The sequence below is a fragment of the Lichenihabitans sp. Uapishka_5 genome, from assembly GCF_033947565.1.
GTDB lineage: Bacteria > Pseudomonadota > Alphaproteobacteria > Rhizobiales > Beijerinckiaceae > Lichenihabitans.
In genome coordinates, this window is the sequence record NZ_JARPVX010000012.1 from 1 (window position 1) to 13602 (window position 13602).

A 13602-nucleotide genomic window follows, 5' to 3' on the forward strand; every position below is an offset into this window, starting at 1 on the left:
GCCGAGGGTGGCGATACGACGGCAGCGCCGCCGGCCGGAGGCCCGCCCGGCGGCGCCCCGGTCGATACCCTGGCGCCCCCCGATCCGGTCAACCCCGCGAAACCATGACGAGCGACTGGCTGCTCGATCTGCTGGCGCCCCCGTGGCCGCAGCATGGTTTTGGCTGGATCGATTCTGCGACGCTGCTCGGGCTGCTGGTGGCCTGCGCCATCCTGGCGATCGTCGACGCGCGCTTCCGCATCATCCCGGACGAATGCAACGGCGCCGTGGCGGCGCTCGGCTTCGTGGCCGCAGTCCAGGACGGCAGGATGGCTGTGGCGGCCGCCGCCCTGCAGGGTGGGCTCGCGGTCCTGGTGTTCTTCTTGCTTCGCGCCGCCTATCGCGCCCTCAGGGGCCGGCACGGGCTCGGGCTCGGCGACGTCAAGTTCCTGGGCGCCGCTGCCGTGTGGGTCGGCCTTGGCGGCCTGCCGCCGCTGGTGCTGGTGGCCTGCGGGGCCGCGCTGGCCTATCTCGGCCTCGAACACCTGCGGGGTCGCCCGGTGTCGGCGCGCCGCGCGGTGCCGTTCGGACCGTTCCTGGTGCTCGGCTTTATGGCAGCGCTCGGCCTCGCCCGACTTTAAGAGCCTCGGCACAGCCCGAAGGGCAGCCAGGTGATGCGGACCTTGCGGATCGCCGCCTCGGCCGGCATGTGCAGGCCGTGGAACACCAGCAGGATGCCCAGGATCGCGGCCGCGCTCGGCAGGGCACGCAGCTTGAGGTTCGGCGGCACGGGGCCGGCGAGGCGCACCAGCACCGTGGCGGCCACGATGCCCACAATGCCGCCGACCACGACCTCGGGCACGCTATGGGCGCCGAGCAGCACGCGCGTGGTGCCGATCAGCACCGCCAAGGCGGCGGCGCACGGCACCGCCAGCGGCACGCCCGGCCAGGCGCGGCGCAGCAGCAGGGCCAGCACCCCGCCATAGATGGCGGCGGCCGACGCCGTATGGCCGGACGGGCTCTGCATCTGGTCGCCGAACACCAGGACGCCGCAGGTGCCGGCCCACAGCTTCAACACCAGCATCACGCCCAGCATGCCGCCGATGGCGACCGCCCAGGCGAAGGCGCCCCGTCGCCAGCCGGCCGCCAGCATGGCGATGCCGACCACCAGCGCGAGCGGCAGCATCACGGCCTGATCGGCGAAATCCGTCACATATTCAAGGGGCGCCATGCGGGCCATCAACCCGCAAAGGGCGCCCGTGTAAAGCGAGGCGCCCTTGTTTCTCGCAAGCGCGGTAAACGATACCGCGCCGCAGCATGGGTCAGGTGGCGGCCTTCCGCAGGGTGCCCTCCCGGTCGGCCCGGTCGAAGATCGCATCGGCGTCGAGCGTCAACCGGCGTCGCCAGTTCGGGCGTTCGCGGTCGGTGCCCGGCAGGTTGACGCCTTCCTCCTCGCCGACCAGGTCCTCGGCCTGGGTGACGACCAGCATCGAGGGCGCGTCGGCGACGAAATCGTGCACGGCCCGCGACAAGGCCGGGAAGTCATCGCCCTCGGCCAGCTGCGGCTGGCCCACCGCCTCGGCCAGCATAACGCGCTCGCGCACCCGCTCGTCGCGGGCGGCCGCGGCCGCGGCCTCATCGATCTGCCCGGTGCGCAGCCGCTCGTCGGTGTCGCGGCTCCGCCACCAGCCGGCCAGGGGCGCGAGGTCGTGGGTGGCCACGCAGGCGACCGCCTTGCGGGGATAGCGTTCGGCCGGCGTGAAGCCGCGTTCGTCGCGTTCGAAGAACAACACCCGATAGGCCAGGATGTCGTTGTCGGCCAGACGCTCGCGAAAACCTTCCTGCACGGTGCCGAGGTCCTCGCCGATGACGAGGCACTGCGCCCGGTGGCTCGCCAGCGCCACATCGGCAAGGTTCGCCTCGAAATCGTTGGCCACGTAGGCGCCGGCCGAGCCCGGCATGCCGTCCGGCACCCAGAACAACCGCGACAAGCCCATGGCATGGTCGATCCGCAGGGCGCCGGCGTGGCGCATGTTGGCCTCGAGCAATTCGCCGAACAGCGCGCCGCCGGTGCGGTAGCGGCCGAGCGGGCTCGGCGGCGGCAGGCTCCACACCTGACCGCTGGCCGAGAAGGGATCGGGCGGCGCCCCGACCGACACGCCATGGGCGTAGTCGAGCGGGTTGGCCCAGGCCTCGGCCCCGTCGGGCGCGCAGCCGACCGCGAGATCGCGGTAAAGCCCGAGCGACAAGCCGCCGGCCGTGGCGGTGGCGGCAGCACGGCCGAGCTGGCTGTCGCTCAACCATTGCAGGTAGGCGTGGAAGCGAACCCGATCCGCATGGGCGGCCGCGAAATCCGCCACAACCTTGCCCCCGGCCTGCCGCAAAGCGTCCGGCCAGATCTGCCAATGCTTGTCCGGAAGGGTTTCGGCGATCGCCTCGAAAGTGGCGAAGCGCTGCAGCGCCGTGCCTCCGCGCGTCAGAAAGGCGGCGAAGCCGGTCTGGTCGAGGGCACCGGGCTCCCCGTCGTGGCGGCTTTCGAAGGCCGCAAAGGCCGCTTCCAGCACCGCCCGCTTGCCGGCCCACACCTTGGCATAGTCGACGTAGCGGTTCTCGCTCAACGTCGCGAAGGTCGGGGCCTGTCGGTCGAAGGCCGCCTGCACGGTTGGCGCGCCGCCCAGGATGTCCGGCGTGCCGACGTCGAGGTAGATCGGGTCGAGGAAGCGCCGGTCGGACGGATTGTAGGGGCTGGCGCGGTCGCGATTGGTCGCGAACATCGCATGGATCGGATTGATGCCCAGGATGCGGGCGCCGCTGCGGGCCGCCCGGGCCCCGAAGGCGCCGAGGGTGGTGAAATCTCCGATGCCGGCGTCGCCCGCATGCCGCAGGCTGTAGAGATGGGCCGCGATCCCGAAGGCCGAGCCGCCGTCCCGCAGGTCGGACGGCAAGGTGCAGCGACCCGGCGCCACCGTCAGGCTGCAGGGCTGGTCGGGCGCCTCCTCGAGCGTCACCTGGTGACGGCCGATCGGCTGCGGCGGCAACGGCACCTCGAACCACGTCACCGGGCGGCCATCGGCCCCGGCCTCGACCCGAGCCTGTTCGGCCTCGGCCTTGACCACGAGGCGCTCGCGGCTGCCGTCATCGCGGCGGATCGACAGGGCGAGGCTGCGGCCGGCGAAGCCTTCGCCCGCCACCCGCAGCGTCAAGGCGGCGCCGTCCCGCACCGCGCTGGCGCGGGGCAGCACCCGCCGGTCCCGCATGGCCGCGACCTGGTGCAGGCCGTCCTCGGCCTCGGCCGTGGTGCGGGCCGGCAGGCCCATGGCGGCCAGCAAGGCCTGCTTGGTGTCGGCCGTCACCCGGTGGACCTCACCCGAGATCTGGGTCCATTCGGGCGCGATGCCGACCGTGGCGGCGAGCCGGTCGAGCACCTCGGGCGCGACCGTGCGGCCGCCGCCCGGGCCCGCACCGAGCTTCTCTTCGGCGAACACCAGCACGCTGCGCGGCGCCACCGCGACCGCGTCGCCCACAAGAACATCCGACCGCTCGTCGACCGGCATGCCTGAATCGAAGGCGAGCCGCCAGGCGCGGTTCGGGCGCGGCGCCGGCAGCGTCACCTGCACCGGCTCACGGCCGGCATGGAACACCGTCGCGACGCGGTCGATCGCGTCCGGGCCCTCCGGCCAGGGGGCCGCCAGCACGGCCATCAGGGTGTCGTGGCTTTGCCAGTCGTTACCCTCCTGCGGGGCGCCATCGGGGCGGTGCCAGGACACGTCGGGGAGGCCGATGCCATCACGGTCACGACCCGTCAGGAAGCGATCGCGATGCAGCGCCGGATGGGCGGCCCGCAATGCCGCCAGCGCCGCGATGAGGCCGGGAAGTTCGGCGTCGGCCCGGCCCCAATCGGTCCAGGACACCGGGTTGTCCTGCGCATAAGCGTTGTTGTTGCCGTCCTGGCTATGGCCGGTGTCCGAGCCCGGACCCAGCATCGGGGTGCCGCGCGACACGAACAGCGTCGCCAGCAGGACCCGCATATCGCGCCGGCGCGCCGCCTCGATGGCCGGGTCGTGGCTGACGCCTTCGACCCCGTTGTTCCAGGACAGGTTGTCGGTCGTGCCGTCGCGGTTGTGTTCGCCGTTGGCCTCGTTGTGCTTGGACGCGTAGGACACGAGGTCGCGCAGAGTGAAGCCGTCATGCGACGTCACGTAGTTGATGCTGCGCGACGGGCGGCTTTTTGCCGAAAACACGTCGGCCGAGCCGGCAAGGCGCGTCGCCAGCGCCGCCACGGTGCCGTCGCCACGCCAGAAGCGGCGCACGTCGTCGCGGTAACGGTCGTTCCATTCGCCCCAAGCGGCCCCGAAGGCGCCGAGCTGGTAGCCGCCGGGGCCGATGTCCCACGGCTCGGCAATGAGGATCAGGGTGCGCAGCACCGGGTCCTGGACGATGGCGCTGAGCAGCGGCGCCGCCGCGTCGAAACCCTTGCGGCTGCGGCCGAGCGTGGGGGCGAGGTCGAAGCGGAACCCGTTGATGCCGCCGTAGCGCGCCCAGGCCCGCAGGCTGTCGAGCACGAGGCGCACTACCTCGGGGTGGTCGGCCTGCAAGATATTGCCGCAGCCGGCGTCGTTGACGTATTGGCCGCGATCATGCTCGGCGAGGCGGTAATAGGAGGCGTTGTCGAGGCCGCGGAACGCCACCGTCGGGCCCTCGGCGTCGCTTTCGCCGGAATGGTTGAACACCACGTCGAGGATCACCGCGAGCCCCGCGGCGTTGAGCGAGGCGGTGGCGCGGCGAACCTCGTCCCAGCCGCCCGGCGCGAGGCGCGGGTCGGGCGCCATGAAGCCGACCGGATTGTAGTTCCAATAATTGGTGAGCCAGAGCGGGGCGAGGTGGCGCTCGTCGAGGCCGACCGCTGTGGGCAGCAACTCGACGGCGGTGACGCCCAGCTCCGTCAGATGGTCCAGCATGGCAGGCGACGCGAGGCCCGCAAAGGTGCCGCGCAGGGCTTCCGGCACGCCGGGATGCAGCTTGGTGGCGCCACGCAGGTGCAGCTCGGCCACCACCAGCCTGTCCCATCCGGGCAGGGAGGAAGCAGGCTCGGCCAGCACGGGATCGACCACGATCGCCTTCGGGGTCACGGCGGCGCTGTCGCGGTCATCGGGCCGGTTCTCGCCCGACACGAAGCCGAAATGCTCGGGCGCGAGCGCGAAGGGCCGGTCGACCGCCAGCGCGTAAGGGTCGAGCAGCAGCTTGGCCGCATTGAAACGGTGGCCGGCGCCGGGATCGTAGGGCCCCTCGACCCGCAAGCCGTAGCGGGCGCCGGCCGCGATGCCGTCGATGAGGCCGTGGAACACGTCGCCGCTGCGCCCCGGCAGGCGGATGCGCTCGACCTCGGCCTCCCCGGCCTCGTCGAACACGCAGAACCACACCGCCTCGGCGTGGGCGGAATAGACCGACACGTTGACGCCCCTGCCCTGCAGGCTGACGCCCCGCGGCTCGGGACTGCCTTCTCGTACCCGCGCCTGATCCGACACCATCGACTCGTTCCCGTTTCGCCAAGGCCGGTATAGGACGTAGGGGCTCGCGCGGGAACAGGCGCGGCGCCGGTTATCGGCCGCGGGCCGATGCCATTAGGGCGGCGCCTCCGGTGGCGCGATGGCGGCCCGGGCGCGGCGCGGCAGCCCCAAGGCCGCCCCCGTCAATCCCGCCATGGCGGCGGCCGCGACCCAAAGGCCCGCGAGCCGCAGCGCCTCGTACGTGAAGGCGCCCGCGGTGGCGCCGGCCACGAGGCCACCCCACAGGGTGGCGTAGGGCAGCCAGCCAAGCCGATCGCCGCCCATCAGGGCCGCGGTGAGGCGCTGGCCGAACTTCACCAGCGTGCCGGTCATATAGGTGAGGCCGATGCTGACATCGCCGTTGCGCTGAAACACGGCGTTCTCGGCTCCCATGGCCAGCACCATCGGCACGGCCGCGAAGGGCTTGCCCAGATGGGCGAGCCCGGCCGCCGCGACGAGCAGCACCGTCACCAGCCCCAGCACCACGGGCGGCCGCCGCCGGCCTGCCAACTGGCCCACGGCGGCGCCCAGCATGGTGCCGAGCAGGAAGGTGCCGATCAAACCGGCCGCTACCGCGGCCGCATGCCGGTCCCGCGCGAGTCCGATGGCGAAGCGCGTCGAGTTCCCGCTCATGAAGGACGCGAAATAGCCGCCGAAATGCAGGTAGCCGAGTGCATCGACGAAGCCCGCCACGGCCGCGAGCCCCACCGCCAGCGCCTGCGAGTGCCTGTCGTAGTGGATCATCGGACAACGCCCCGCGTCGCGCGAGCCATAGGCCGGCCCGCGCGGCTTGTCAGCAGGGCGGCTCCGCAAGCGTTCATCGTGCCGCGATCGTCAGAGCCTTGCCGCAAGCGGCTCAGGACCGGTCGCGGCTGCTGCGCCTGACGCGTGAAGCCTCATCGGCAACTCAGCGCTGCGGCAGCCGCGCCATGAAGGCCGCCAGGGGTGGTCCCCACACCTCCGGATGGCCGAGCGTCTGGTGCCCAAAGGTGTTCGGCCCAGCCGGGAGCAGCACTGCGGCGCCCCCTTTCACCTGAGCCATCGCGGCTTCGGTGACGCCGAGTTCGGCCGGGTTGAGGAGATCATCGGCAAAGTTGATGCTGAGCAGCGGCACCGCGATCCGGTCGAGAGCCGCCGACGGGTCGTAATCCCACGAGCTTTCGAAGGTGGCGAGGTAGTCGTCGGCGTCGATCTTGGCGCCACCGGCCACCAGGCGGCCGTCCTCGGCCTCGGCGGCACCGCGGGTCGGCGCGTCCGCCTCGAGGTGGCGGGCGTCGCCCGTCATGATGGTGAAAGACGGCAGCACGGCCCGCCAGGCTTGCGGCTCGGCGCCGTAGAGTCCGCCGTGAAAATCCGAGTCAGCCTTGATGGCGTCGATCACCATGGCGCGCCACATCATATTGCGGCCGGCGATGGGCGCCGGCGTCGCCGCGATGGCCACCATCCCATCCGCCATGGCGGGGTGGCGTTCGGCCCAGAGCCACGCCTCCATGCCGCCCATCGAGGTGCCGAGCAGCACCGCCAGGTGCTTGACCCCGAGCCCCTGCTCCAGCAGCAGGCGCTGCGCTTCCACCTGGTCGCCATAGCCATAATGGGGAAACCGGGCCTGCAGGCCGTCGCTGGGCTTGGCCGAGCCGCCCGCCCCGATGCCGTCCGGCAGGATGACATAGAAGCGCGAAGCATCGAGCGGCTTGCCGGGTCCGAACAGGTCCCGCTCGTCGGCCTCGGACAGGAACTGACGGCCGGTGCCGGTGGTGCCATGCAGCAGCATCGCGGCATTGACGATGGCACCCGAGGCATCGCGGCGCGGGGTGCCGAGCGTCTCGTAGTGCAGCCGCAAGGCCGGAAGGTCATGGCCGTCGGCGAATCGAAAGTCATGCGCCACGTAATCGCCTTCCGCCACTGGAAGCCCGGTGGCGGCGGCGCAGGCCCCGACCTGCAGGACCACCGCCAGGGCGGTGCCGATCAGCATGGAACAAGATGGTGGTCGCATCATCGCGTGTCCCGGTTCGCGGTCCACCGGCTCGCAGGCCTCAGGACCACAGACCTATATGGAGGCCGACAGCCGTCGAGCCAGCCTCGGCTCAACGGGGCGCCGCATCGAGGCCCATCTGCCAGAAGGCCGATTCCAGCCGCGTCGCTGTGGTGAAGATGCGTGACAAGGAAGCGAAGCGGGCTTCGCCCGCGTAGCGGCGGCTCAAGTCCTCGAGCTTGTCGAGCGCCAGCCGCACCCCGGCCTTGTAGTCCTCCGAATCGTAGTTGCGCAGCCAGGCCCCATAGGGACTGCCCTCCAGCACCGTGGCCGGATCGGCCAGCAAGGTCTGGCCCACCTCGGCATAGCCGGCCACGCAGGGCATCAGCGCCACCGTCAGGTCGAGCAGGTCGCCGGTGTGGCCGATGTCCGTGACATAGCGGGTGTAGGTCATGGTCTCGGCCGCCTCGGGCTCGGCCGCCATCTCGGCCTCGCTCAGGCCCCAGCCGGCGCAATAGCCGACATGCAGGGGGATCTCGGCCAGCACGGCCCCAAGGCCCGCCGCCGCCACACGGATGTCGGCCAGGCTGGTGCTCTTATAGGCTGCGAGCCCGTAGGCGCGGCCGAACTGCACCAGGAACAGGTAATCCTGCACCAGGAACCGCCGGAAGCAGGCTTCCGGCAGCGTGCCGGCACCGAGCTGCCGCACGAACGGATGCCCCACATAGCCGGTCCACTGGTCGCCGGCCGCTGCGCGCAGGCGCCCAAAGAACCCGTGTCGGAAATCGATTTCACTGGTCATGCCACACCCTGGTCTGGCGACGCCATCCAACCCGCACTTGCTTGGCCATCCGACCCCAATGGGGAGCTGGGCCGCGCCCATGCGGGTTTGCGGCCTCGATTACTGCCAGCGGCGCTTCGGCGGCACAGCCACGGCGGCACCGGCGCGCTGCTTGCCCGACAGCCACACGATGGCGGCCACCACGGCCCCCGTGGCGGCCAGCAGCCAGAGATCGGACCCCTTGGCCGGCGGCACCGGCGTCGTCGATGCCGCCATGGCGGCGCTGCGGCGCGCCTTGTCGGCCTGATGGCGCAGCCGATGGGAGATGTCGACCGAGGTTTTCGGGGCGCCGTCCGGGCCATGAACGGGCTTGCTGGCCGGAGGGACGGGAGGCAATCGGCTCATGCGAGTTCATCCTGGTTGCGGGGCCGTCACGCCGGGGCCTGCCAACCGCAACCGCCCCGGCAGGCCCGCGGTTCCGTTCGCCTCCGTGCCGACCGCTGCAGGCACCATTGACCCGGCCTGCCCCGACGCGCATTGCTCGTAACAGCGAAGCTCGAGCTTCCGCTACCCTGGAGGTTTCCGCATGTCCTTGTTGCTGATCATCATCGTCCTGGTGCTGCTGTTCGGCGGCGGCGGTTATTACGGGCACCGGGCGGGCTATTACGGCGGTGGCGGGCTCGGCATCGGCGGCATCGTGCTGGTGCTCATCGTGTTGTGGCTGCTGTTCGGCTCCGGCATGCACATGTGAGGACGGGTCAGTCCTGTCGCGCTTCGGCCGCAAGGCGGTTGAGGCGCGCCAGGGCGCCTTCCAGAATATAGGCGGCCGCCATCTGATCGATGACGGCGGCCCGCTTGGCGCGCGACACGTCGCTGGCGATCAGGTCGCGCTGCACGGCGGCGGTCGACAACCGCTCGTCCCAGAAGCAGCACGGCAGCGCCGTCAACGGCGTCAGGGCGCGCACGAAGGCCCTCGTCGCCTGGGCCCGTGGCCCTTCGGTGCCGTCCATGTTGAGCGGCAGGCCCAGCACCAGCGCCTGGATGTCGAATTTGGCGGCCGTCGCCAACAACACTTCGGCGTCGCGGGTGAACTTCACCCGGCGGATCGTCTCAAACGGCGACGCCAGGCGGCGCTCGACGTCGCTCAACGCGAGCCCGATGGTCTTCGTGCCGAGGTCGAGGCCGAGCAGGCGCCCCTTCGGCGGCAGTTCGGCCGCGAGCTCGGGCAGGCTTAGCAGGCGGACGGGCATCGGGCCTCACTCGGGTCGGGTCGGGCGCGACCCCGTTGCATCGCGAAAGCCACGGGTGATAGAACCGCCGCCGTTGCCGGATCTACCCCGGACGGCACCCTTTTGTCGCGCCCGCATCCGGGCCGCCCCCGCGGGCTTCGAGGAACAACCATGTCGGTCGATCAAGCGACGGTCCGCCGGATCGCCACCCTGGCGCGGATCGCGGTCACGGACGAGGAGGTGCCTCACCTGCAGGGCGAGCTCAACGCCATCCTGCGGTTCGTCGCCGAGCTCGATGCCGTCGATGTGACCGGCGTCGAGCCGATGACCTCCGTCACCCCGATGGCGCTGCCGCTGCGCCCCGACGCCGTGACGGCCGGCGGCATCGCCGACAAGGTGATGCGCAATGCGCCGGCCAGCGAGGATGGCTATTTCGTCGTGCCCAAGGTGATCGAGTGACCCGCGCCGCCCCGACCTCTTGCCCGAACCGCACACAGCCATGACGGACCTCCTCGGCCAAACCCTCGCCGCCGCCCGCGACGGCCTCAAGGCCAAAGCCTTCTCGGCCGCCGAGCTGACGGACGCGCATCTTGTCGCGATGGAAGGCGCCCGCAGCCTGAACGCCTTCATCACCGAAACGCCCGAGATGGCGCGCGCCATGGCGAAGGCCTCGGACGGTCGCCTCGCCACGGGCGACGCCGGGCCGCTCGAAGGCATCCCGCTCGGCATCAAGGACCTGTATTGCACCGAGGGCACCCGCACCACGGCGGGCAGCCGCATCCTCGACGGCTTCGTGCCGCCCTACGAGTCGAGCATCACGACGCAGCTGTGGCGTGACGGCGCCGTGATGCTGGGCAAGCTCAACCTCGACGAATTCGCCATGGGGTCGTCGAACGAAACCTCGTATTTCGGCCCCGTGACGTCGCCGTGGAAGCGGCGCGGCAGCAACGCGGGCCTCGTGCCGGGCGGCTCCTCGGGCGGTTCGGCGGCGGCCGTCGCGGCGCGGCTCTGCCTCGGCGCCACCGCCACCGACACGGGCGGCTCCATCCGCCAGCCCGCCGCCTTCACGGGCACGGTCGGCATCAAGCCCACTTACGGCCGGTGTTCGCGCTTCGGCGTTGTGGCCTTCGCGTCCTCGCTCGACCAGGCCGGCCCGATCACCCGCACGGTGCGCGACAGCGCCATCCTGCTGCGCTCGATGGCGGGCCACGACCCCAAGGATTCCACCTCGGCCGACGTGGCAGTTCCCGACTTCGAGGCCGCGGTCGGCACCTCGGTCAAGGGCAAGGTGATCGGCATCCCGAAGGAATACCGGCTCGCCGGCATGCCGGCCGAGATCGAGGCGCTGTGGCAGCAGGGGATCGCCTGGCTGAAGGCGGCCGGCGCCGAGATCCGGGACATCACGCTGCCGCACACGCAATACGCCCTGCCGGCCTATTACATCGTGGCGCCGGCGGAAGCCTCCTCGAACCTCGCCCGCTATGACGGCGTGCGATACGGGCTTCGGGTGCCGGGGCGTGACATCGCCGACCAATACGGCCGCACCCGCGCCGAAGGCTTCGGCCGCGAGGTGCGCCGCCGCGTCATGATCGGCACCTATGTGTTGTCGGCTGGCTATTACGACGCCTTCTACGTCAAGGCGCAGCAGATCCGCACCCTCATCAAGCGCGACTTCGAGGCCGTTTATGCCGATGGGGTCGACGCCATCCTGACGCCCGCGACGCCCTCGGCCGCTTTCGGCATCGGCGAAAAGGGCTCGGGCGACCCGGTCGAAATGTATCTGAACGACATCTTCACCGTGACGGTGAACATGGCGGGCCTGCCCGGCCTTGCGGTGCCGGCCGGCACCTCGGCCGACGGGCTGCCGCTCGGCCTGCAGTTGATCGGCCGCCCCTTCGACGAGGATACCCTGTTCGCCCTCGGCGAAGTGATGGAGCAGGCGGCCCCCAAGGTGGTGCTGCCGGAGCGCTGGTGGTCGTGACGGCATCGACCGACGACGTCCTGGCGCCGCTCAGGCTCCGCATCGACGCGATCGATGCGGCCATCGTCGAGCTACTGGCCAAGCGCATGGACTGCGTCGGCGAGGTGATCGGCATCAAGCAGGCCCACGGCCTGCCGGCCCGCATCGAGTCGCGGGTCGAGGAAGTGGTGGCGAACGTCCGGGCCGGGGCCGAGGGCGTCGGCGCGCCACCGGATCTGGCCGAAACCGTTTATCGAAGCATGATCGCCTGGGTGATCGCCCATGAAGAGCGCCACCTGCCCCCTCCGGTTCGCCTCCGCGAAGGGGAATAATTCTGCCGTGCCAACACGATCGAGACTGCCATGACCGCCACGGCCTCCGACCCCAAGAACCTCATCCGCGGCGCCACGGGCGACTGGGAGGTGGTGATCGGCATGGAGATCCATGCCCAGGTGACCTCGAAGTCGAAGCTTTTTTCGGGGGCCGCGACCGGGTTCGGGGCGGAGCCGAACGCCCAGGTGTCGCTGGTCGATGCCGCCATGCCGGGCATGCTGCCGGTGATCAATGCCTTCTGCGTCGCCCAGGCGGTCCGCACCGGGCTTGGCCTCAAGGCCGCGATCAACAAGCGGTCGGTCTTCGATCGGAAGAACTACTTCTACCCCGACCTGCCGCAGGGCTATCAGATCTCGCAATACAAATATCCGATCGTCGGCGAGGGCGCGGTCACGGTCGACCTGACGCCGACCGAATCCTTCACGGTGGGGGTCGAGCGCCTGCACCTCGAGCAGGACGCCGGCAAGTCGATCCACGACCAGTCGCCCGTGTCGAGCTTCGTCGACCTCAACCGGTCGGGCGTGGCCTTGATGGAGATCGTGTCGAAGCCCGACATGCGCTCGGCCGACGAGGCCAAGGCCTACGTGACGAAGCTCCGCACCATCCTGCGCTATCTCGGCACCTGCGACGGCGACATGGAGAAAGGCAACCTCCGGGCCGACGTCAACGTGTCGGTGCGGCGGCCGGGCGAGCCGCTCGGCACCCGGTGCGAGATCAAGAACGTCAATTCGATCCGCTTCATCGGCCAGGCGGTCGACACGGAGGCGCGGCGGCAGATCGCCATTCTCGAGGACGGCGGCAGCATCGACCAGGAAACCCGCCTGTTCGATCCCGGCCGGGGCGAAACGCGCTCGATGCGCTCGAAGGAAGAAGCGCACGACTACCGCTATTTCCCCGACCCCGACCTGCTGCCGCTCGAATTCGACGACGTTTTCATCGACGACCTCGCGGCGGCGCTGCCGGAATTGCCGGATGCCAAGAAGGCGCGCTTCATCGCCGCCTATGGGCTGTCGGCCTATGACGCCAGCGTGCTGGTGGCCGAGCGCGCGCTGGCCGATTATTACGAGGCCGCCGTCAAGGTTGCGCCCGGCCGCCGCGACCCCAAGCTCGTGGCCAACTGGATCACCGGCGACATTGCGGCCTATGCCAACACGCAAGGGCTGTCGGCGCAGGACACCCACATCAGTCCCGAACAGGTGGCCGACCTCGTCGACCTCATCGCGGACAACACCATCTCGGGCAAGATCGCCAAGGATGTGCTGCTGCTGATGGTGGGGGACGAGAAGGCGAGCCTGCCACGGGCCATCGTGGACAAGCACAATCTGAAGCAGGTGACCGACACCGGCGCCATCGAGGCCGCCGTCGATGCCATCGTGGCCGGCAACCCCGACAAGGTGGCTCAGGCCCAGGCCAAGCCCACCATGCTGGGGTGGTTCGTCGGCCAGGTGATGAAGTCGACCGGCGGCAAGGCCAACCCCCAGGCCGTCAACGAGATCCTGAAGGCGAAGCTGGGGATCTGAGCAACGCTGAGCTGCGTCGCCGGAAGCTATGCACGACTGCATGCGCTATGCGCTCGGCACGGGGCAGTGCAGCGCAAATGAGGCTGTTTTCGGCTAGACAATGCTGCGGTGCATGGTAATGTCTTCTCACGACTTCGGTCGTATGCCCTTCTTGGGCGTTTCCTCCCTAGACTTGGGCCGCCTTCGGGCGGCTCTTTTTTTGTCTTGGGGGTGGCGGCAAGGCTGCCGGACGCAGGCGCGCGGCGTCGTTCTGCCGCAAGCCGGACCTGATCGCGCTCTTCC

At 70.3% G+C, this 13602-nt stretch carries 13 protein-coding genes; 6 read left to right on the top strand and 7 right to left on the bottom strand.

Going from position 1 to position 13602, the window contains the following annotated elements:
• The first annotated feature begins 104 nt into the window (after window positions 1-104).
• Window positions 105-620 carry an A24 family peptidase gene (locus P7D22_RS07200; protein ID WP_319933546.1) on the top strand — a complete coding sequence of 172 codons (516 nt, stop codon included), beginning with the start codon at window positions 105-107 and terminating at the stop codon, window positions 618-620.
• On the opposite strand, the gene P7D22_RS07205 is transcribed toward P7D22_RS07200, so the two are convergent.
• The 6 genes from P7D22_RS07205 to P7D22_RS07230 all read right to left on the bottom strand — a co-directional run bounded on the left by P7D22_RS07205 (window position 617) and on the right by P7D22_RS07230 (window position 8683).
• The gene (locus tag P7D22_RS07205) at window positions 617-1210 is read right to left on the bottom strand and encodes a phosphatase PAP2 family protein (RefSeq protein WP_319933547.1); all 594 of its coding nucleotides are present in this window, start codon (window positions 1208-1210) and stop codon (window positions 617-619) included. The genes P7D22_RS07200 and P7D22_RS07205 overlap by 4 nt on opposite strands.
• Window positions 1211-1301: 91 nt before the next feature.
• The gene (gene glgX, locus P7D22_RS07210) at window positions 1302-5507 is read right to left on the bottom strand and encodes a glycogen debranching protein GlgX (RefSeq protein ID WP_319933548.1); all 4206 of its coding nucleotides are present in this window, start codon (window positions 5505-5507) and stop codon (window positions 1302-1304) included.
• A gap of 93 nt (window positions 5508-5600) precedes the next feature.
• The gene (locus P7D22_RS07215; protein ID WP_319933549.1) at window positions 5601-6338 is read right to left on the bottom strand and encodes a YoaK family protein; all 738 of its coding nucleotides are present in this window, start codon (window positions 6336-6338) and stop codon (window positions 5601-5603) included.
• Window positions 6339-6432: 94 nt separating this feature from the next.
• Complete coding sequence (locus tag P7D22_RS07220) at window positions 6433-7497, bottom strand: alpha/beta fold hydrolase (RefSeq protein ID WP_319933550.1); 1065 nt, start codon at window positions 7495-7497, stop codon at window positions 6433-6435.
• A 112-nt stretch (window positions 7498-7609) separates the two neighbouring features.
• Window positions 7610-8299, bottom strand: coding sequence for a TenA family protein (locus tag P7D22_RS07225; protein ID WP_319933551.1), 690 nt, complete (start codon window positions 8297-8299; stop codon window positions 7610-7612).
• Window positions 8300-8398: 99 nt separating this feature from the next.
• Window positions 8399-8683, bottom strand: coding sequence for a hypothetical protein (locus P7D22_RS07230; protein ID WP_319933552.1), 285 nt, complete (start codon window positions 8681-8683; stop codon window positions 8399-8401).
• A 181-nt stretch (window positions 8684-8864) separates the two neighbouring features.
• Here P7D22_RS07230 and P7D22_RS07235 point away from each other — a divergent pair, with 181 nt between their 5' ends.
• A complete protein-coding gene (locus P7D22_RS07235; RefSeq protein ID WP_319933553.1) occupies window positions 8865-9029 on the top strand; it encodes a DUF3309 family protein in 165 nt (54 codons plus the stop codon).
• A 7-nt stretch (window positions 9030-9036) separates the two neighbouring features.
• Here the strand turns inward: P7D22_RS07235 and ruvX are convergent, their stop codons facing one another.
• The gene (gene ruvX, locus P7D22_RS07240; protein ID WP_319933554.1) at window positions 9037-9528 is read right to left on the bottom strand and encodes a Holliday junction resolvase RuvX; all 492 of its coding nucleotides are present in this window, start codon (window positions 9526-9528) and stop codon (window positions 9037-9039) included.
• A 150-nt stretch (window positions 9529-9678) separates the two neighbouring features.
• Between ruvX and gatC the strand changes: the two genes are divergently transcribed.
• From gatC to gatB, 4 genes are read left to right on the top strand one after another with little or no spacing between them, the layout of a single operon-like run.
• Window positions 9679-9966, top strand: coding sequence for an Asp-tRNA(Asn)/Glu-tRNA(Gln) amidotransferase subunit GatC (gene gatC, locus P7D22_RS07245; protein ID WP_319933555.1), 288 nt, complete (start codon window positions 9679-9681; stop codon window positions 9964-9966).
• A gap of 40 nt (window positions 9967-10006) precedes the next feature.
• Window positions 10007-11488, top strand: coding sequence for an Asp-tRNA(Asn)/Glu-tRNA(Gln) amidotransferase subunit GatA (gene gatA / locus P7D22_RS07250; protein WP_319933556.1), 1482 nt, complete (start codon window positions 10007-10009; stop codon window positions 11486-11488).
• Window positions 11485-11799: a chorismate mutase gene (locus P7D22_RS07255; protein ID WP_319933557.1), complete on the top strand. Its 315-nt coding sequence runs from the start codon at window positions 11485-11487 to the stop codon at window positions 11797-11799. The genes gatA and P7D22_RS07255 overlap by 4 nt, the downstream gene beginning before the upstream one ends.
• Window positions 11800-11829: 30 nt before the next feature.
• Window positions 11830-13320, top strand: coding sequence for an Asp-tRNA(Asn)/Glu-tRNA(Gln) amidotransferase subunit GatB (gene gatB / locus P7D22_RS07260; RefSeq protein ID WP_319933558.1), 1491 nt, complete (start codon window positions 11830-11832; stop codon window positions 13318-13320).
• The last annotated feature ends 282 nt before the right edge of the window (window positions 13321-13602 follow it).